This window comes from Pseudomonas sp. AC247 (assembly GCF_979258015.1).
In genome coordinates this window covers 6,175,467-6,195,557 of sequence record NZ_OZ409829.1, presented here as the reverse complement: position 1 = coordinate 6,195,557, position 20,091 = coordinate 6,175,467, and the positions used below count along the sequence as shown (strand labels likewise).

Below are 20,091 nucleotides of genomic sequence, written 5' to 3'. Positions count from 1 at the left end.
GGGCCTGCTGCGCAGTCCAACGGGGATAAATCCCCTCGCCACAAAGGCTTCATCGCCAATGTCCGGATATGGCTTACGCCGCTTCCGGCGAAGGCGCCCGGCGTACGTCCGGTTGTTTCCACGAATCGGCAGCGCTTTCTTCGATGGCTTGCTGGATGGCTTTCTTGCGCGCTTCTTCGGCACGGCGGCTGAAAAACCAGACCATGAAGGTCACGATCGATACCGCCAGCAGAATCAGACTCGCCACGGCGTTGATCTCAGGCTTCACGCCCAGGCGCACCGCCGAGAACACTTCCATTGGCAGGGTCGTCGAACCCGGGCCGGAGACGAAGCTCGCCAGCACCAGGTCATCCAGCGACAACGCGAACGACATCATGCCGCCCGCCGCCAGCGACGGCGCAATCATCGGGATGGTGATCAGGAAGAACACCTTCCACGGGCGCGCGCCCAGATCCATCGCCGCTTCCTCGATCGACAGGTCCAGCTCACGCAAACGCGCCGAAACCACCACCGCCACATACGCCGCACAGAATGTGGTGTGAGCGATCCAGATGGTGACGATGCCACGTTCCTGCGGCCAGCCGATCATCTGCGCCATGGCCACGAACAGCAGCAACAGCGACAGACCGGTGATTACTTCCGGCATCACCAACGGCGCGGTCACCAAACCGCCAAACAGCGTGCGGCCCTTGAAGCGGGTGATGCGCGTCAGCACGAATGCCGCCAGCGTACCCAGCGCCACCGCGGCAACCGCGGTGTAGCAGGCAATTTCCAGCGAGCGCAGCACCGAGCCCATCAGTTGGGTGTTGTCGAGCAGGCCGACGTACCACTTGATCGACCAGCCGCCCCATACCGTCACCAGTTTAGAGGCGTTGAACGAGTAGATCACCAGGATCAGCATCGGCAGGTAGATGAACAACAGACCGATGACCAGCATCAGGCTGGAGAAACGGATGCGCTTCATTCTTTGCCCTCCATTTCTTTGGCCTGACTACGGTTGAACAGAATGATCGGCACAATCAGGATCGCCAGCATCACCACCGCCAGCGCGGACGCTACCGGCCAGTCACGGTTGTTGAAGAACTCTTGCCAGAGCACTTTACCGATCATCAGGGTTTCCGGACCGCCGAGCAGTTCCGGGATCACGAACTCACCGACCACCGGGATGAACACCAGCATGCAGCCGGCAATGATCCCGTTCTTGGACAGTGGAATAGTAATTTTCCAGAAGCTGTTGAAGGTGCTCGAACCGAGGTCCGATGCCGCTTCCAGCAAGCTCTGATCGTGCTTCACCAGGTTGGCATACAGCGGCAGGATCATGAACGGCAGGTACGAATAGACAACACCGATGTACACCGCGAGGTTGGTGTTGAGGATCTGCAGCGGCTCGTCGATAAAGCCCATGCTCATCAGGAAACCATTGAGCAGGCCGTTGTTGCTGAGGATGCCCATCCACGCGTAAACGCGGATCAGGATCGCCGTCCAGGTCGGCATCATGATCAGCAGCACCAGCACCGTCTGCATCTCTTTACGGGCGGTGGCGATGGCGTAGGCCATCGGGTAGCCGATGACCAGACAGAGAATGGTGCTGATCAGCGCCATCTTCAGCGAGCCGAGGTAAGCGGCGATGTACAACTCGTCGCCGGCCAGCATCGAGTAGTTGCCCAGGTTCAGCAGCAGTTGCAGCTTCTGCTCGGCGTAGGTGTAGATCTCGGTGTACGGCGGGATCGCCACGTCGGCTTCGGCAAAACTGATCTTCAGCACAATGAAGAACGGCAGCATGAAGAACAGGAACAGCCAGATGAAAGGGACCCCGATGACCAACTGCCGGCCATTGGGGATTATTCGGTTGAGGCGGCGTTTGAATTTGCGCATGTTCATGAGCGAAGTACCACGCCGCTGTCATCTTCCCAGTACACGTAAACCTGATCGCCCCAGGTCGGACGTGCGCCACGGCGTTCGGCGTTGGCCACGAACGACTGCACCAGTTTGCCGCTTGGCAGTTCGACGTAGAACACCGAGTGACCGCCGAGATAGGCGATGTCGTGCACCTTGCCGCTCGACCAGTTGTATTCGCAGGTCGGTTGATCGGCGGTGACCAGCAGCTTCTCCGGGCGGATCGCGTAGGTGACCGACTTGTCCTGCACCGAGGTGCTGATGCCGTGGCCGACGTAGATCTGCCGATCGAGGTCTTTGCAGGTGATGGTCGCGTGGCCTTCGGCGTCGTCGATCACTTCGCCTTCGAAGATGTTCACGTTACCGATGAATTCGCAGACCAGACGGCTGGTCGGGGTTTCGTAGATGTCGATCGGGCTACCGATCTGGGCGATCCAACCCAGGTGCATGATCGCGATGCGCTCGGCCATGGTCATGGCCTCTTCCTGGTCGTGTGTCACCATCACGCAGGTCACACCGACGCGCTCGATGATCTCGACCAGCTCCAGCTGCATCTGCGAGCGCAGTTTTTTATCCAGTGCGCCCATCGGTTCGTCGAGCAACAGCAGCTTCGGCCGTTTGGCCAGCGAACGCGCCAATGCCACACGCTGACGCTGACCACCAGACAGTTGATGCGGCTTGCGCTTGGCGTACTGGCTCATCTGCACCAGCTTGAGCATCTCGGCCACGCGGGCGTCGACTTCAGCCGCCGGAATCTTGTCCTGCTTGAGGCCGAAGGCGATGTTCTGCGCCACGGTCATGTGCGGGAACAAGGCGTACGACTGGAACATCATGTTGATCGGACGTTCGTACGGCGGCATGTCGGTGATGTCGACGCCGTCGAGGAAAATGCGCCCCTCCGTGGGCCGTTCGAACCCTGCCAGCATCCGCAGCAGGGTAGATTTGCCCGATCCCGAACCGCCGAGCAGAGCGAAGATCTCGCCCTTTTTGATTTCCAGGGACACATCGTCCACGGCAATCGTCTCGTCGAACTTCTTCGTGACCCGGTCGATTTTGACCAACACCTGTTTCGGTGTCTGGTCGCCCTCGAGGGCTTTCTTATAGGCGCCGGAGGCAACTGCCATTTACGAAACTCCCAGAAAAAAACAATGCAGTCCGCCCCGCAAGGCGAACCCAGGATAGTGTGTGCCTTACATCCCCGACTTGACCTTGGTCCAGCTGCGGGTCATCAGACGCTGAATGTTCGGTGGCAACTCGGTCGACACATAAGCCTTGTCGATAACGGCCTGCGGCGGATACACCGACGCATCGGTCCGGATGGATTGTTCCATCAGTTTGTCCGAACCCGGGTTGGGGTTGGCATAACCGACGTAATCACTGACCTGGGCAATCACCTCAGGTTTCAGCAGATAGTTGATGAAGGCATGAGCCTCTTTCACGTTCGACGAATCCTTCGGAATCGCCAGCATGTCGAACCACAATGCGCCACCCTCTTTCGGCACCGTGTAGGCGATGTTTACGCCCTTCTTGGCTTCGGCTGCGCGGTTCTTCGCCTGGAAGATATCGCCGGAGAAACCGATGGCCACGCAAATGTCGCCGTTGGCCAGATCACCGATGTATTTCGAGGAATGGAAGTAGGTCACGTAAGGACGCACCGCGAGCAGCTTGTCGGTGGCTTTTTCGTAGTCCTCGGGGTTGGTGCTGTTGGCGTTCAGGCCCATATAGTTGAGCACGGTCGGCATCATTTCATCCGCCGAATCGAGGAACGCTACGCCGCAGCTTTGCAGCTTCTTGATGTTCTCCGGCTCGAACAGCACGCCCCACGAATCGATCTTGTCGACACCGAGCACGGCTTTCACTTTATCGACGTTGTAACCGATGCCGTTGGTGCCCCACAGGTACGGCACGGCGTACAGGTTGCCCGGATCGTTCTGCTCCAGACGCTTGAGCAGCGCCGGGTCGAGATTGGAATAATTCGGCAGCTGCGAGCGGTCGAGCTTCTGGAAAGCGCCCGCCTTGATCTGCTTGCCGAGGAAGTGGTTCGACGGCACGACCACGTCGTACCCGGTACGCCCGGCCAGCAGCTTGCCTTCCAGGGTTTCGTTGGAGTCGAACACGTCGTAGACCGGCTTGATCCCGGTGGCTTTCTGGAAATCCGCCAGGGTGGTCTCGCCGATGTAATCCGACCAGTTATAAATATGCACCGTACCGGCGGCCTGGGCACCGACAGCAATCGTCAGGCCGGCAGTGGCCAGCAGGGCTTTGCGCAAAGAAGAAAAAATAGGCAAGTGGAGGTCCTCTAAATTAGTTGGGCCCAAGTTGCCCCGCGCTGCATGACAGCCATGGCTGCCCGGCAACAAAACCGGCGCGCAACTTACCCTCGAAAAACCGTTCCAGCAAAACTTTCTGTCATTTAATTAATCCGCTGGCCGCCTTCGCGGGGGACGACGGCCAGCGGTTGTTGCTGCAAACCGGCTTATTTACCCGATTTGATCTTGGTCCAGCTGCGGGTCAGGATGCGCTGAGTCGCGGCCGGCAAGTCGGCAATCGCGTACAGCTTGGCCAGCACGTCAGCCGGTGGGTAAACGCCCGGGTCACTGGTGATGTCTTTATCGACCAGCGGAGTTGCAGCGGCGTTACCGTTCGGGAAGCGTACGGCGTTGGTGATTTCCGCCATGATTTCCGGCTTCTGCAGGAAGGTCATGAACTTGTAGGCGCCTTCGACGTTTTCGGCATCTTTAGGGATGGCGACCATGTCGTAGAAGCTGCCGGCACCTTCTTTCGGAATGTTGTAGCTGACTTTCACCTTGTCACCGGCTTCAGCCGCGCGGGACTTGGCCTGGTAGATGTCACCCGAGTAACCGACGGCTACGCAGATGTTGCCGTTGGCCAGGTCAGAGATGTACTTGGACGAGTGGAAGTAGGCGATCGAAGGACGAACCTTCATGATCAGCGCTTCAGCCTTGTCGATGTCTTCTTTCTTCTGGCTGTCGGTTGGCAGGCCCAGGTAGTGCAACGCCACCGGAATCATCTCGGTTGGCGAGTCGAGCAGGCTGATGCCGCAGGATTTCAGCTTGGCGGCGTTTTCCGGCTTGAAGATCAGATCCCACGAATCGACCGGCGCGTCGGCGCCCAGAGCAGCCTTGACCTTCTCGGCGTTGAAGCCAATACCGATCGAGCCCCACATGTACGGGAAAGCGTGCTCGTTGCCCGGGTCGCTGACCGACACGGCTTTGAGCAAGTCAGTGTTGAGGTTCTTCCAGTTAGGCAGCTTGGACTTGTCCAGCTTCTGGTAGACACCGGCCTTGATCTGCTTGGCGAGGAAGTTGTTCGACGGCACGACAATGTCGTAGCCGGACTTGCCTGCGAGCAGTTTGGCTTCGAGGGTTTCGTTGCTGTCGAAGACGTCGTAGACGACTTTGATGCCCGACTCGTCTTCAAACTTCTTGATGGTGTCCGGGGCGATGTAGTCGGACCAGTTGTAGACGTGCAACACCTTGTCGTCCGCCTGAGCCGCAGCCGCCATGATTCCCATCAGGGACATGGCGAGCAGAGTCTTGCCAGCGAGCTTTTTGCCTAATGCCTTCATGCGTAATGCTCCAAATTTTCTTTTTTTGAACCACTTTGTTCAGCGGCCGAACCCGGACAACTGGAACCGCGGCTAGTCTGGCAAGATCCGAGGCGGTCTTTCAAGAAAAGACCAGCCTTTCTGACAGCTTTTGAGCGAGCGCGCCGCAGCTCCCCCGCTCAAAAGCCTAGCACTTAGCCCTGCAACGCACTGAGGGTCAGGTCCAGGCATTTACGTGCCTTTGTCACCAGCTCATCGATCTCGGCTTTGCTGATCACCAGCGGCGGCGCGATGATCATGGTGTCACCCACAGCGCGCATGATCAGGCCGTTGTCGAAGCAGAACTGGCGGCAGATCATGCCGACGCCCTTGCCTTCGTAACGCTTGCGAGTGGCCTTGTCCTGCACCAGCTCGATTGCGCCCAACAGACCAACCCCGCGAACCTCACCCACCAATGGGTGATCGTTCAGTTCCCGCAGACGTTTCTGCAAATACGGTGCCGTTTCGTTGTGCGCGTTCTCGATAATTTTTTCATCGCGCAGAATGCGGATGTTTTCCAGACCGACCGCTGCCGCCACCGGGTGACCGGAGTAGGTGAAGCCATGGTTGAAATCGCCACCTTCGTTGAGCACCGCAACAACGGTGTCGCGAACGATCAGGCCACCCATCGGGATGTAACCGGAGGTCAGACCTTTGGCGATGGTCATCATGTCAGGCTTGAGGTCGTAGAAATCGCTACCGAACCACTCACCGGTACGGCCGAAACCGCAGATCACTTCGTCCGCGACGAACAGGATGTCGTACTTGGCGAGGATTTCCTTGATGCGCGGCCAGTAGGTGTCGGGCGGAATGATTACGCCGCCGGCGCCCTGGATCGGCTCGGCAATAAAGGCACCGACGTTGTCGACGCCGACTTCGAGAATCTTTTCTTCCAACTGATTGGCCGCCCAGATACCGAACTCTTCCGGGGACATGTCGCCGCCTTCAGCGAACCAGTATGGCTGCGCGATGTGGACGATGCCCGGGATCGGCAGGTCGCCTTGTTCGTGCATATAGGTCATGCCACCCAGACTCGCGCCAGCCACGGTCGAACCGTGATAACCGTTCTTGCGGCTGATGATGACTTTCTTGTTCGGCTGGCCTTTGATCGCCCAATAGTGGCGGACCATACGCAGCATGGTGTCGTTGCCTTCGGAGCCAGAACCGGTGAAGAACACGTGGTTCATGCCTTCTGGCGCGACGTCGGCGATCGACTTGGCCAGTTCCAGTGCCGGCGGGTGTGCGGTCTGGAAGAACAGGTTGTAGTACGGCAGTTCGCGCATCTGTTTGGCGGCCGCATCGGCCAGCTCATCGCGACCGTAACCGATGGCCACGCACCACAGACCGGCCATGCCGTCGAGGATCTTGTTGCCTTCGCTGTCCCACAGGTAAACGCCCTTGGCGTTGGTGATGATCCGCGGGCCTTTCTCTTTCAGCTGTTTGAAGTCGCTGAACGGCGCCAGGTGGTGATCATTGCTGAGTGCTTGCCACTCGCGGGTTTGCGGATTGTTGCTGGTCATGCCAATTCTCCTTGTTATCGGTGAAGGCGCGACCGCTGAGGGTCGCGCCCGGCGTATCAGACGGCGAAGAGCAGGTACTCACGCTCCCAGGAACTGATCACGCGCTTGAAGTTTTCATGCTCGGCCCGCTTGACCGCGACGTAGCCTGTGATGAAAGTCTTGCCGAGGTATTTCTCGACGGTGGTGCTGTTTTCCATACGCTCCAGCGCGTCTTCGATGGTTAACGGCAGGCGCAGGTTGCGGCGCTCGTAACCACGGCCGACCACCGGCGCGCTCGGGTTGAGACCCTCGACCATGCCGATGTAACCGCAGAGCAGGCTCGCGGCAATCGCCAGGTACGGGTTGGCGTCGGCGCCCGGCAGACGGTTTTCGACCCGACGGTTCTGCGGGCCGGCATCCGGTACGCGCAGGCCGACGGTGCGGTTTTCTTCGCCCCACTCGACGTTCACCGGTGCCGAAGTGTCCGGCAGGAAGCGGCGGAACGAGTTGACGTTCGGTGCGAACAACGGCAACAGCTCGGGAATCAGTTTCTGCAAACCACCGATGTGGTGCAGGAACAGTTGGCTCATGGTCCCGTCTTCATTGGAGAAGACGTTCTTGCCGGTCTCGATGTCGATGATGCTCTGGTGCAAGTGCATCGCACTGCCCGGCTCGCCCGTCATCGGCTTGGCCATAAAGGTCGCTGCGACGTCGTGCTTGAGTGCGGCTTCACGCATGGTGCGCTTGAACACCAGGATCTGGTCGGCCAGCGACAGTGCGTCGCCGTGACGGAAGTTGATTTCCATCTGCGCCGTGCCGTCTTCGTGGATCAGCGTGTCGAGGTCCAGCTCCTGCAGTTCGCACCAGTCGTAGACGTCTTCGAACAGCGGGTCGAATTCGTTCGCCGCTTCAATCGAGAACGACTGACGACCGATTTCCGGACGGCCCGAGCGACCGATTGGCGGCTGCAACGGATAGTCAGGGTCGTCGCTGCGCTTGGTCAGGTAGAACTCCATTTCCGGCGCCACGATTGGCTGCCAGCCCTTGTCGGCATAGAGTTTGAGGACTTTCTTGAGGACGTTGCGCGGCGACAGCTCGATCGGGTTGCCTTGCTTGTCGTAGGTGTCGTGGATCACCTGCGCGGTTGGCTCGATGGCCCACGGCACCATGTACACGGCGTTCTGGTCGGGGCGGCAGATCATGTCGATGTCGGCCGGGTCGAGCAGTTCGTAATAGATGTCGTCTTCGACGTAGTCGCCGGTCACGGTCTGCAACAGCACGCTCTCGGGCAGGCGCATGCCTTTTTCGGCGATGAACTTGTTGGTCGGCGAAATCTTGCCCCGGGTGATACCGGTCAAGTCGGCGATCATGCATTCGACTTCTGTGATCTTGTGGTCTTTCAACCAATCGGTGAGCTGGTCGAGGTTGTTACTCATAAATGCCTCTGGGCTGAGTCTCCTGACGTGGTGTCAGGCAAAGTTTGACGCCGGCGGCGTCGCGTTAAAGGGGGCTTGCTTGTGCGCAGTGCGGGCTTACGCCAGGCACCGCGCATAGACAATGAAAGAGGAGCTTACCTGCCCTTTACGCTGGCGTTGCATTTCCTGTGCACAGTTCAGGCGTGCAGAATCATGAGCACGACTCGGTGAGCGGCACAGGCTTTGGGAGTGAAAGCGATCTATATTGGAAGGGAACGCCATAAAGGAGATGCCTTGTCGTACGTCCAGAATATCGGACGCTGCCGTTTTGCCTGCTGCTGACAAAACCTTCGTCGACAGGCCGCGCGCCATACTGGCGGAGCTTTCGACGGATTTGTCGCCACTGATGTGATAAGCATGCAGACCGGACTGTTGCGAGCAGTCGGTGATGCCGATTAACGGCAGGCGAGACATGAAGCACCCCGGTATTATTGCTGTTATGGGTTTGATCGGAGCTTAGCCTTGTTCATTTTTTTACACAACACCCCCGTAAAAAATACAACACGGCCTGCTCAAGCCTGCGGGTGCCAAGCGTCCCAAGGACGAAAAACTGCCCTAAAGTGCCCCATAAATGCCCCTGCGGCGCTTTTTTAGGGCAAAAAAGGCCTTGCTTGACTTCGGCATGCCGTTCGGGTTGACTGAAACCAGAAAAGATCAATGATTGATATTTTTAACAACAAAGGTGTTGCATCATGTCGGTACCCCCGCGTGCCGTTCAGCTTAACGAAGCGAACGCGTTCCTTAAGGAACATCCTGAGGTTCTGTACGTTGACCTTCTGATTGCGGATATGAATGGTGTGGTGCGCGGCAAGCGCATCGAACGCACCAGCCTCCACAAGGTTTACGAGAAAGGCATCAACCTTCCGGCCTCTCTATTTGCTCTGGATATCAACGGCTCTACGGTGGAAAGCACCGGCCTGGGCCTGGACATCGGCGACGCCGATCGTATCTGCTATCCGATCCCCGATACCCTGTGCAACGAGCCATGGCAGAAGCGCCCGACCGCGCAGCTGTTGATGACCATGCACGAGCTCGAAGGCGACCCATTCTTCGCCGATCCCCGCGAAGTGCTCCGTCAAGTTGTTGCAAAGTTTGACGAGCTGGGGCTGACCATCTGCGCCGCCTTCGAACTCGAGTTCTACCTGATCGACCAGGAAAACGTGAACGGCCGTCCACAGCCGCCACGCTCGCCGATCTCCGGCAAACGCCCGCACTCGACGCAGGTCTACCTGATCGACGACCTCGACGAATACGTCGACTGCCTCCAGGACATTCTGGAAGGCGCGAAAGAGCAAGGCATCCCGGCCGACGCCATCGTCAAGGAAAGTGCCCCGGCGCAGTTCGAAGTGAACCTGCACCACGTCGCCGACCCGATCAAGGCGTGCGACTACGCGGTACTGCTCAAGCGTCTGATCAAGAACATCGCCTACGACCATGAAATGGACACCACCTTCATGGCCAAGCCGTACCCTGGCCAGGCGGGTAATGGTCTGCACGTACACATTTCGATTCTGGATAAAGAAGGCAAAAACATTTTTGCCAGCGAGGATCCCGAGCAGAACGCCGCGCTGCGTCACGCGATCGGCGGTGTGCTCGAGACCCTGCCCGCGCAGATGGCTTTCCTCTGCCCGAACGTCAACTCCTACCGTCGTTTCGGCGCACAGTTCTACGTGCCGAACTCGCCGTGCTGGGGCCTCGACAACCGCACCGTAGCGATTCGCGTACCGACCGGTTCTTCCGATGCCGTGCGTATCGAGCATCGTGTAGCCGGCGCCGACGCCAACCCGTACCTGCTGATGGCTTCGGTCCTGGCCGGCGTGCACCACGGTCTGACCAACAAGATTGAACCGGGCGCGCCAGTCGAAGGCAACAGCTACGAGCAGAACGAACAAAGCCTGCCGAACAACTTGCGCGATGCCCTGCGCGAGCTGGACGACAGCGAGGTGATGGCCAAGTACATCGATCCGAAGTACATCGATATCTTCGTCGCCTGCAAGGAAAGCGAGCTGGAGGAGTTCGAACACTCCATCTCCGACCTTGAGTACAACTGGTATCTGCATACCGTTTAAGCGGTTGTAGCGCCAAAAAGAACGCCGTCGGCTGATTCAGCCAACGGCGTTTTTTATGGCCGAATACAAAACCTGTGGCGAGGGGATTTATCCCCGTTGGGTTGCGAAGCAGCCCCAAACCCATCCCACTCGGTGTGTCAGGAATAACCGGTTCTCAGGGTTTACGACTGCTGCGCAGCCGAACGGGGCGGTGCGACGTTTCGCTAAATCCGCTCTCCACAGGGTACCGGCAGACAACACCGAAACCGGCTCGTACAATGCCCGCTGCCCCGCAGGAGACTTTCATGACGCGTCCCGCCCCCGTTCGCAAACCCCGTGCCCGCAGTCAGGCGCGCATCGATTCGATACTCGACGCTGCGCGCACGTTGCTGGCCGCCGAGGGTGTGGCGAGTCTGTCGATCTACAGCGTCGCCGAGCGCGCGCAGATCCCGCCCTCCTCCGTGTACCACTTCTTTGCCAGCGTGCCGGCGTTGCTCGAAGCGCTGACCGCCGATGTGCACGCAGCCTTCCGCGCCTGCCTGCAGGCACCGATCGATCATGAAAGTTTGCGTGACTGGCGGGATCTGTCGCGGCTGGTCGAGCAACGCATGCTGGAGATCTACGACGAGGATGCCGCCGCGCGCCAGTTGATTCTCGCCCAGCACGGCCTCACCGAAGTGACCCAGGCTGACCGCCAGCACGACATCGAACTCGGCGACCTGATGCACAAGCTGTTCGACCATCATTTCGAACTGCCAAGGCTGCCGAGCGATGTCGACGTGTTTGCCCTGGCCATGGAGCTGGGCGACCGTGTCTACGCACGCTCGGTGCAGCAACACGGGCAGATCACCCCGCGCATGGCCGAAGAAGGCATGCGCGTGTTTGATGCCTACATCGGCCTGTACCTGCCGACATACCTGCCGAAGCGGCCCGTCAGCGACTGACGTTCAAATCGCCCGCAGCAGAATCTTGTCGATGGAATGGTCCGCCGACTTGTTGAGGATCAGGCTCGCCCGGTCACGGGTGGGCAGGATGTTTTCAACGAGGTTCTTCAGATTGACCCGGTCCCAGGTGGCCGAGGCCATGGCCAGCGCTTCATCGTCCGATAGCGTCTTGTACTTGTTGAAGTACGACTCGCCAGACTGGAACGCGGTGTTCTTCAGATAGACAAACCGCTCGAGGTACCAGCGCTTGATGTCCTCATCAGCGGCGTCGACATAGATCGAGAAGTCGACGAAGTCACGGACGTTGAGACTGTCGTGTTTGTCCTCCTGGAGGACATTGAGCCCTTCCAGAACGATGATATCGGGGGTTTGCACCGTCTGCGTCTCGTCGGCAAGAATGTCGTACCGAACGTGCGAGTAGACCGGGATCTGCACCGGTTTGCCTTCGTTGCGCACGGCGTGCAGGAAGTCGAGAAGCAGTGCCCGGTCGTAAGACTCGGGGAAGCCTTTGCGGTGCAACAGGTTGTTCTGCTCGAGTGTCGCCAGCGGAAACAGGAAAGAATCGGTGGTCACCAGTTGCACATCCGGCGAGCCTGGCAGAGACGCCAGCAACGCCGACAAAACCCTGGCGAAGCTGCTCTTGCCTACCGCGACACTGCCCGAGATGCCAATCACATACGGTGGCTTGCGCGTCGGTTCGCCGAGAAAAGCACTGTGCACCACGGCCGCCGACTGCGCGGACTCGGCGTAAAGACGCAAAAGGCGCGACAGCGGCAGCAATATTTCTTCCACTTCGTCGCGGCTGATGGGCTGCGTAGGGCTGATCAGCGCATTCATTTGTGCCGACGAAAGGCTCTGCGCCGCCTCTTCCCGCAAGGCAGACCATTGCTCGCGAGTGAATTCCCGGTACTCGCGGTGAGCGGGCGAATGCCCTGCGGCATCCTGCTGGGTGGTCATAATCTTCCTGTCTGTGCCTTGGCAAAAGCCGGAACATAGCAGATATGTTCAGGGCCTCCAAACCACGCTTTTCACCCTCAATCGCATTTTTGCCGCACAAATGAAAAACCCCGGAGGGCTCAAGCCGTCCGGGGCGCGTGTTGCCCATCGATTACAACTTGGCGATCGACACCTCGGTGGATTTAACAAAAGCGATCACTTCGCTGCCCACTACCAGCTCCAGCTCCTTGACCGAGCGGGTGGTGATCACCGAAGTGACGATGCCCGAAGCGGTTTGCACGTCGATTTCCGACAGCACGTCGCCAAGGACGATTTCCTTGATCGAGCCTTTGAACTGGTTACGGACGTTGATGGCTTTGATAGTCATGGCAATGATTCCTGTCGTTTGCTTGAGTTATTGAGCCCAACGCAGTTGCGTAGGCAGGGGTGAAACAGGTTCCGGCTCCGGCGGTTCGCCAGGCAGGGACAAAACGCGGTTGAGCACTTCGGTTTCCAGCGCGGCCAGGCGATGTGAACCACGCACCCGTGGGCGCGGCAGTTCGACGTGCAGGTCGAGGCCGACTTCGCCGTCCTCGATCAGAATCACCCGGTCGGCAATCGCCACCGCTTCGCTGACGTCGTGAGTGACCAGCAGCACCGTAAAGCCGTGTTGCTGCCAGAGACGTTCGATCAGTTGCTGCATTTCAATGCGGGTCAGCGCGTCGAGTGCGCCGAGCGGTTCGTCGAGCAAAAGCAGGCGCGGTTGGTGGATCAGCGCGCGAGCCAGTGCGACGCGTTGCTTCTGTCCGCCGGACAACGCCGCCGGCCATTCATTGGCGCGATCGGCCAGACCGACCGCTTCCAGCGCATCCAGAGCTTGCGGGCGCCAGTTGCCTTTAAGGCCGAGGCCGACGTTGTCGATGATCTTTTTCCATGGCAGCAAACGCGCTTCCTGGAACATCAATCGGGTGTCTTCCCGCGCATCACTGAGCGGCGCAGAACCGGCCAGCAAGTCGCCGCCAGTCGGTTGATCGAGGCCGGCGAGCAAGCGCAGCAAGGTACTTTTGCCGCAGCCACTGCGCCCGACTACGGCGACGAACTGCCCCGCCGGAATGTGCAGATCAATGTCACGCAGCACCTGCCGCGCGCCAAAGGTTTTCTGCAGATTGCGCACCGCCAGCGGAATCCCGCGCAGCAGGCGTGGAGGTTGTTGAGCGGTCATGCCGCACCTCCTTTGGCAACCTGATAAGCCGGGTGCCAGCGCAACCACACACGCTCAAGTCCACGGGCGGCGAGGTCGGCGAGTTTGCCGAGCACGGCGTAAAGCAGGATCGCCAGCACCACCACGTCGGTCTGCAAAAACTCCCGGGCGTTCATCGCCAGATAGCCGATGCCGGAGCTGGCCGAAATGGTTTCGGCGACGATCAACGTCAGCCACATGAAGCCTAGGGCGAAGCGCACGCCGACCAGAATCGAAGGCAGCGCGCCCGGCAGAATCACCTGCCAGAACAGGCTGAAACCGCTCAGGCCATAACTGCGCGCCATCTCCACCAGCGCCGGGTCGACGTTACGGATGCCGTGATAAGTGTTGAGGTAGATCGGGAACAACGTGCCCAGCGCCACCAGAAAAATCTTCGCCGACTCGTCGATGCCGAACCACAGGATCACCAGCGGAATCAGCGCCAGGTGCGGCACGTTGCGGATCATCTGCACCGAACTGTCGAGCAGGCGTTCGCCCCATTTCGACAGACCGGTGATGAAACCCAAGACCAGACCGATGCTGCCGCCGATGGTGAAACCGAGTGCCGCGCGCCAGCCGCTGATCGCCAGGTGCGTCCAGATTTCGCCGCTGCGCACCAGGCTCACGCCGGCTTCGATCACCGCCACCGGTGCCGGCAGAATCCGTGTCGACAACCAACCGGCCGACACCGACAACTGCCACACCGCCAGCAGCAATACCGGCAACGCCCAGGGCGCAAGGCTGTGGATGATTTTCTTCATGGCGCGCCTCAGCTCTGCGACGCGGCTTTGGGAAGAATGTCGTTGGCGACCATCTCGCCGAACGGGCTGACATAACCGGCGCTTTTCGGCAGTTCCGGACGCTCGATGTCGAGGTGCGGGAACAGCAGTTCAGCGACGCGATAGGATTCTTCGAGGTGTGGATAACCGGAGAAGATAAAGGTGTCGATGCCCAGATCGGCGTATTCCTTCACACGTGCAGCCACAGTCGGGCCATCGCCGACCAGCGCCGTACCGGCACCGCCGCGCACCAGGCCAACACCGGCCCAGAGGTTCGGGCTGACTTCGAGGTTGTCGCGGCTGCCACCGTGCAGTGCAGCCATGCGTTGCTGGCCAACCGAATCGAAACGCGCCAGCGAAGCTTGAGCACGAGCGATGGTGTCGTCGTCCAGATGCGAGATCAACCGATCTGCCGCTTGCCACGCCTCGGCGTTGGTTTCACGGACGATCACGTGCAGTCGAATACCAAAGCGCACGGTGCGGCCAAGCTTGGCGGCTTTGGCGCGCACTTGGGCGATCTTCTCGGCCACCGCTGCCGGTGGCTCACCCCAGGTCAGGACCATTTCCACTTGTTCAGCGGCCAAGTCTTGCGCCGCTTCCGACGAGCCACCGAAGTACAGCGGCGGACGTGGTTGCTGGATCGGCGGATAGAGCAGCTTCGCGCCTTTCACGCTGATGTGCTCGCCGTCGTAATCAACGGTTTCGCCTTCCAGCACACGGCGCCAGATGCGGGTGAATTCCACCGAGGCTTGATAGCGTTCTTCGTGGCTGAGGAACAGACCGTCGCCAGCCAATTCTTCTGGGTCACCGCCGGTTACCAGGTTGAACAGCGCGCGGCCGCCGGACAGACGATCCAGCGTGGCTGCCTGCCGCGCCGCGACCGTCGGGGAAATGATCCCGGGGCGCAGAGCAACGAGGAATTTCAGGCGCTGGGTTACCGGGATCAGCGAGGCCGCCACCAGCCACGAGTCTTCGCAGGAGCGGCCAGTGGGGATCAGCACACCGCCGAAACCCAGACGATCCGCCGCTTGCGCGACCTGTTGCAGATAACCGTGGTCGACGGCGCGAGCGCCTTCGGCGGTGCCAAGGTAATGGCCGTCACCGTGGGTAGGCAGGAACCAGAAGATATTGAGGCTCATGGAGTGGTCTCCTTGGGGATTCGAATTACGGCGCTTTAGCCACAGCGGCCGGTGGTGTCCAGATCACATCCTTGATGCTCAGCGGTTTCGGAATCAGCTTGAGCTGGAAGAACGTGTCAGCGATTTTCTGCTGTGCGGCGACCACTTCCGGGGTCAGGAACAGCGCGCCGTAGCCCTGGCGTTTTACCGAGGTCAGAGTGATGTCTGCCGGCAGGCCGAGCAGTGGCGCGACTTGCTGGGTCACGTCTTCAGGGTTGGCTTTCGACCATTCGCCGACGGCACGCACTTCTTCCACGAGGGTCTTGATCACCTGAGGATTTTTCTCGGCGTAAGGTTTGGTCGCGAGGTAGAACTGGTGGTTGTCGACGATGCCTTTGCCGTCACGCAGGGTGTGCGCTTGCAGTTGTTTCTCGGCGGCGGCCTGGTACGGATCCCAGATGACCCAGGCATCGACGCTGCCACGTTCGAACGCGGCGCGAGCATCGGCTGGCGGCAAGAATACGGTTTGAATGTCGGTGTATTTGAGGCCGGCGTCTTCCAGCGCACGCACCAGCAGGTAGTGGACGTTGGAGCCTTTGTTCAGGGCGACTTTCTTGCCTTTGAGATCGGCCACCGATTTGATCGGCGAGTCTTTCGGCACGAGGATCGCTTCGCTGTTTGGCGCTGGCGGTTCGTAGGCGACGTAGAGCAGATCGGCGCCGGCAGCCTGGGCGAAGACTGGCGGGGTTTCGCCGGTCACGCCGAAGTCGATCGAGCCGACGTTCAGGCCTTCCAGCAACTGCGGGCCACCGGGGAATTCAGTCCATTGCACGTCGACGCCTTGGGCGGCCAGACGTTTTTCCAAAGTGCCTTTGGCTTTGAGCAGCACCAGCGTGCCGTACTTCTGGTAACCGATCCGCAATGTCTCGGCTTGAGCTTGAGTGATGGCGCCGAAGGTGACAGCCGCAGCAAACAGAGCGACCAGACCACGACGCAAAAATACAGTGCGCATAGCGCTCTCCTTTTTTGCTGTTGGGTTTTGGCTGCACCTGCTTGGCCGTTAGCGGCTGAGTAAGGTGAAGTACATCAAATGCGGGTGTGGCTTAAATGCTCCAGCGAGCACTCAACAAACGTTCGTTCAACAGGCCCGGTTCCAGCGGCTTCGGCCGGCGGGCCATGGCGCCGACAAACTGATCCAGCGCTTCGTGCAGTCGCTGCTCCAGCGCCGGGGCCAGTTGTGCGGCGGCACTGCCTTCGCCGTAAGCGATCTGGCTGTCCTCGGCGAAAATCCCCTGAAGCATTTCCTGGGCTTTCAGCGCCGACAACACAGGCTTGAGGGCGTAATCGACCACCAGCATGTGGGCGATGCTGCCGCCGGTGGCCATTGGCAAAACAATCTTGTGGTTCAGGGCACGCTCTGGGAGCAGATCCAGCAGCGTCTTCAACGCGCCAGAGAAAGACGCTTTGTAAACCGGCGTGGCGATCAACAGGCCGTCGGCGTTTTCAATCTGTTGCAGCAGGTCGAGCACCTTCGGGCTGTCGAAGCGGGCGTGGAGCAGATCTTCGGCCGGGAAATCCCGAATCTGATAACTCACCACTTCCACGCCTTGCTGCTGCAACCAACGTTGCGAGCGCTCCAGCAGCACCCCGGAACGGGAGCGCAGGCTGGGACTGCCACCGAGTGAGACAACCAGCATTGAGACGATTCCTTAAGCGTTACAGGCGATTCGCGGGTTGCGATCTCGCTTCGATGGGAGTGACCTTACCAGCTGATTTATATATCCATAAATCATATTTATTCATTTGGTTATGCGTTTTGGAGATATGCGGATTGCTTTGTTTCGGGCGAAAAAAAAGGCCGTCGAAACGGCCTGAAATCCCCTGCTTTGTGGATGCCTCGAAAAGATCGCAGCCTTCGGCAGCTCCTACAGGAAGCGGCGTACTCCTGTAGGAGCTGCCGCAGGCTGCGATCTTTTGATCTTACCGATTCGGCTGTGGCGTCAGGCGCAGGTAAGGCTTCACGGCGCGATAGCCCTTGGGAAAACGCTGCTTGATCTCTTCCTCGTCCTTCAACGAAGGCACGATCACCACTTCATCACCGTCCTGCCAGTTGGCCGGCGTGGCCACTTTGTAGTTGTCGGTGAGCTGCAGCGAGTCGATCACCCGCAAAATCTCGTGGAAGTTGCGCCCGGTGCTCGCCGGGTAAGTGATGGTCAGGCGCACCTTCTTGTTCGGATCGATGACGAACAGCGAACGCACGGTCAGCGTGTCATTGGCGTTCGGGTGGATCAGGTCATACAGATCGGAAACCTTGCGATCGGCATCGGCCAGGATCGGGAAGTTGACGATCGTGTTCTGGGTTTCGTTGATGTCTTCGATCCACTTGTGGTGCGAATCCACCGGGTCGACCGACAGTGCGATGGCTTTGACGCCGCGCTTGCTGAACTCATCCTTGAGCTTGGCGGTGAAGCCCAGCTCAGTGGTGCACACCGGGGTGAAGTCCGCCGGGTGAGAGAACAGCACGCCCCAGCTATCGCCCAGCCATTCGTGGAAACGAATCTTGCCGGCGCTGGAATCCTGTTCGAAATCGGGGGCGATGTCGCCGAGTCTGATGCTCATGGTGCTGCTCCTGATGAGTTGTTGGAGACCTCAACTGTAGCTTGGGATTTGCCATCATGAAAAAGAATAAATAAGGAGATATCTAGATCATTAGTGAATATTAAACATCTGTTCACTGGACGCTCGACGGCATCCCGACGAACATCGGCCGCAAGGTTCGAGAAGGCCTTGAGTTGCTGTAAAGAGGGGAATTTCGGGGAGGGCTTACGGGGGTGAGTCTGACTCGAAAACGCAAAAGCCCCGTCCGGCGCGATGCCGGACGGGGCTTTTTTTACTTCAGCGGATCGAAACGCGCTATTACAGCAGCGGGATCGAGTAGCTGAGGATCAGGCGGTTTTCGTCCTGGTCGCGAACACCGGCGATGTTGGTACGCCAGGTAGCGTTTTTCCACATGAAGCCAACGTTTTTCAGCGGGCCTTCCGGTACGACGTAACCGACAGTCAGGTCACGTTCCCACTCGGAGTCGCCATTACCGTTTTCAAGACCGCGGGAAGTAACGGTGTCGATGTTGTCGCCACGCAGGTAAACCATACCAGCGGTCAGGCCTGGTACGCCGACTTTGGCGAAGTCATACGAGTAGCGAGCTTGCCAGGTACGTTCGCCGGCACGGCCGAACTTCTGAATCTGCATGTCGGTGATGGTGTAGTTCGACGAGCCGTCACCCTGGTTCAGCCAAGGGAAGTCGCTGCTGCCGTTGGAAACCTGGTAGCCACCACCGAAGGTGTGACCTGCAACGGTGTACAGGAACAGGCCGCTATACAGGTTGTTGTCGACTTTACCGCGACCGCTGGCAACACCGGAGTAGTTACCGTTGCTGAAATACGCAGAGGTGTTGCCGTTGGCGCCATCGTCGGAGCTGTTGAAGTAACGGAAGTCAGACTTCAGCACGCCCGGGCCGATTGCCCAGTTGTGAACCAGACCCAGGAAGTGCTGCTTGTAGAAGTCTTCCAGGTTGCCGTAGTAGTACTGGGCAGTCAGGTCTTTGGTGATTTTGTAGTCACCACCGGCGTAGATGAACTTGTTGCTGTTAGCGGTACGCGCGTTTGCACCACCGATGGACAGTTGTTCGTTGTTGCTCGAGTTACGACCTTTCACGTGCTCGACTTGACCACCGACCAGAGTCAGGTCCTTGATCTCGCCGGAAGTGATCTGGCCACCCTGCCAGGTTTGTGGCAGCAGACGACCGTCGTTGGTCACGATAACCGGCAGTTTTGGCTGCAGGGTACCCAGTTTCAGTTCAGTCTGGGAGACCTTGGCCTTGGCAGTCAGACCCAGGCTGGAGAAATTATCAACCGCTTGGCCATTAGATTCGCTTGGAAAAACAGTGCCACCGTAGGCACTACCAGGGGTGCCATTACCGTTAACGTTGCCGTTGGTGCCACCGCCCGAATCCAGACGCACGCCCAACAGGCCGATAGCGTCAATACCGAAGCCCACGGTGCCTTGGGTGTAGCCGGAGATGAAACGCAGATCGAAGCCTTGGCCCCACTCTTCGTTGCGGCTCGGCTCGGCAGTGCCGCTGCGGTTATCGGTGTTGATGTAGAAGTTACGCAGCCCCAAAGTAGCCTTGCTGTCTTCGATGAAACCGGCGGCGCCTGCCTGCTGCGCCATAACCCCTACGGCCACAGCCAGGGCCAAGGTGGACTTGTTCATGTAAAGCTCCTCTCGTTTCTAATTTTTGTGTTTCTGGCCCTGGGTCTGTTGCCCTGGATCCGAGATGCGCGATTAGCGCCAGTTCGTGACCGACAAGTCAATCGTAACCTTGTGTGTCTACGACCAAGGTCTAATCGCAGTGATTTGGTCCGTGCAGAGTAAAGATTTCCTGATAAACCCAAAAAGAATTTATTCATTCTTTTTCATATCATTTCGGAATATGGCCAGTATCTTGCCATCTTCGCCGGGATACAGCGTATCGGCGACTAAGCTCATT

The 20,091-nt window shown here is 59.0% G+C and carries 19 protein-coding genes; 2 read left to right on the top strand and 17 right to left on the bottom strand.

What is annotated here, in order from left to right; genetic code table 11:
• Window positions 1–73 precede the first annotated feature (73 nt).
• The 8 genes from ACZZ0B_RS28075 to ACZZ0B_RS28040 all read right to left on the bottom strand — a co-directional run bounded on the left by ACZZ0B_RS28075 (window position 74) and on the right by ACZZ0B_RS28040 (window position 8,891).
• Window positions 74–964: an ABC transporter permease subunit gene (locus tag ACZZ0B_RS28075; protein WP_007913861.1), complete on the bottom strand. Its 891-nt coding sequence runs from the start codon at window positions 962–964 to the stop codon at window positions 74–76.
• Window positions 961–1,842: an ABC transporter permease subunit gene (locus ACZZ0B_RS28070; protein ID WP_174823987.1), complete on the bottom strand. Its 882-nt coding sequence runs from the start codon at window positions 1,840–1,842 to the stop codon at window positions 961–963. The genes ACZZ0B_RS28075 and ACZZ0B_RS28070 overlap by 4 nt, the downstream gene beginning before the upstream one ends.
• Before the next feature lie 35 nt (window positions 1,843–1,877).
• Window positions 1,878–3,020, bottom strand: coding sequence for an ABC transporter ATP-binding protein (locus ACZZ0B_RS28065; protein ID WP_008085321.1), 1,143 nt, complete (start codon window positions 3,018–3,020; stop codon window positions 1,878–1,880).
• A 66-nt stretch (window positions 3,021–3,086) separates the two neighbouring features.
• Window positions 3,087–4,184 (bottom strand): polyamine ABC transporter substrate-binding protein, encoded by a 1,098-nt coding sequence (locus ACZZ0B_RS28060; protein WP_463546745.1) that lies wholly within the window; start codon window positions 4,182–4,184, stop codon window positions 3,087–3,089.
• A 188-nt stretch (window positions 4,185–4,372) separates the two neighbouring features.
• Entirely contained in the window at window positions 4,373–5,485 is a 1,113-nt protein-coding gene (locus ACZZ0B_RS28055; RefSeq protein ID WP_008085325.1) for a polyamine ABC transporter substrate-binding protein, read from the bottom strand.
• Window positions 5,486–5,658: 173 nt separating this feature from the next.
• Window positions 5,659–7,023 carry an aspartate aminotransferase family protein gene (locus ACZZ0B_RS28050; protein ID WP_122660204.1) on the bottom strand — a complete coding sequence of 455 codons (1,365 nt, stop codon included), beginning with the start codon at window positions 7,021–7,023 and terminating at the stop codon, window positions 5,659–5,661.
• A gap of 56 nt (window positions 7,024–7,079) precedes the next feature.
• Window positions 7,080–8,438, bottom strand: a complete 1,359-nt coding sequence (locus tag ACZZ0B_RS28045) for a glutamine synthetase family protein (RefSeq protein WP_008085328.1) — start codon at window positions 8,436–8,438, stop codon at window positions 7,080–7,082.
• 96 nt (window positions 8,439–8,534) lie between these two features.
• Window positions 8,535–8,891, bottom strand: a complete 357-nt coding sequence (locus tag ACZZ0B_RS28040; RefSeq protein WP_463546744.1) for a gamma-glutamyl-gamma-aminobutyrate hydrolase family protein — start codon at window positions 8,889–8,891, stop codon at window positions 8,535–8,537.
• Between the two features lie 278 nt (window positions 8,892–9,169).
• Between ACZZ0B_RS28040 and ACZZ0B_RS28035 the strand changes: the two genes are divergently transcribed.
• Together ACZZ0B_RS28035 and ACZZ0B_RS28030 are read left to right on the top strand one after the other, a co-directional pair.
• Window positions 9,170–10,546, top strand: coding sequence for a glutamine synthetase family protein (locus ACZZ0B_RS28035; protein ID WP_007913842.1), 1,377 nt, complete (start codon window positions 9,170–9,172; stop codon window positions 10,544–10,546).
• A 284-nt stretch (window positions 10,547–10,830) separates the two neighbouring features.
• Window positions 10,831–11,469: a TetR/AcrR family transcriptional regulator gene (locus tag ACZZ0B_RS28030; protein ID WP_008085331.1), complete on the top strand. Its 639-nt coding sequence runs from the start codon at window positions 10,831–10,833 to the stop codon at window positions 11,467–11,469.
• A gap of 3 nt (window positions 11,470–11,472) precedes the next feature.
• On the opposite strand, the gene coaA is transcribed toward ACZZ0B_RS28030, so the two are convergent.
• From coaA to ACZZ0B_RS27985, 9 genes are all read right to left on the bottom strand, one after another.
• Window positions 11,473–12,426: a type I pantothenate kinase gene (gene coaA, locus ACZZ0B_RS28025; RefSeq protein WP_463546743.1), complete on the bottom strand. Its 954-nt coding sequence runs from the start codon at window positions 12,424–12,426 to the stop codon at window positions 11,473–11,475.
• Between the two features lie 151 nt (window positions 12,427–12,577).
• The gene (locus tag ACZZ0B_RS28020) at window positions 12,578–12,793 is read right to left on the bottom strand and encodes a TOBE domain-containing protein (RefSeq protein WP_003229256.1); all 216 of its coding nucleotides are present in this window, start codon (window positions 12,791–12,793) and stop codon (window positions 12,578–12,580) included.
• A 27-nt stretch (window positions 12,794–12,820) separates the two neighbouring features.
• Complete coding sequence (gene ssuB, locus ACZZ0B_RS28015; protein WP_463546742.1) at window positions 12,821–13,627, bottom strand: aliphatic sulfonates ABC transporter ATP-binding protein; 807 nt, start codon at window positions 13,625–13,627, stop codon at window positions 12,821–12,823.
• A complete protein-coding gene (ssuC, locus tag ACZZ0B_RS28010) occupies window positions 13,624–14,406 on the bottom strand; it encodes an aliphatic sulfonate ABC transporter permease SsuC (RefSeq protein WP_003229260.1) in 783 nt (260 codons plus the stop codon). Before ssuC ends, ssuB begins: the two co-directional genes overlap by 4 nt.
• An 8-nt stretch (window positions 14,407–14,414) precedes the next feature.
• Window positions 14,415–15,563 (bottom strand): FMNH2-dependent alkanesulfonate monooxygenase, encoded by a 1,149-nt coding sequence (ssuD, locus tag ACZZ0B_RS28005; RefSeq protein ID WP_008085337.1) that lies wholly within the window; start codon window positions 15,561–15,563, stop codon window positions 14,415–14,417.
• 25 nt (window positions 15,564–15,588) lie between these two features.
• A complete protein-coding gene (locus ACZZ0B_RS28000; protein ID WP_463546741.1) occupies window positions 15,589–16,554 on the bottom strand; it encodes a sulfonate ABC transporter substrate-binding protein in 966 nt (321 codons plus the stop codon).
• Window positions 16,555–16,645: 91 nt separating this feature from the next.
• Complete coding sequence (gene ssuE / locus ACZZ0B_RS27995; protein ID WP_008085340.1) at window positions 16,646–17,239, bottom strand: NADPH-dependent FMN reductase; 594 nt, start codon at window positions 17,237–17,239, stop codon at window positions 16,646–16,648.
• A gap of 283 nt (window positions 17,240–17,522) precedes the next feature.
• Window positions 17,523–18,161 (bottom strand): peroxiredoxin, encoded by a 639-nt coding sequence (locus ACZZ0B_RS27990; protein WP_008085342.1) that lies wholly within the window; start codon window positions 18,159–18,161, stop codon window positions 17,523–17,525.
• A gap of 297 nt (window positions 18,162–18,458) precedes the next feature.
• Window positions 18,459–19,814, bottom strand: coding sequence for an OprD family porin (locus ACZZ0B_RS27985; protein WP_158832176.1), 1,356 nt, complete (start codon window positions 19,812–19,814; stop codon window positions 18,459–18,461).
• Window positions 19,815–20,091 lie beyond the last annotated feature (277 nt).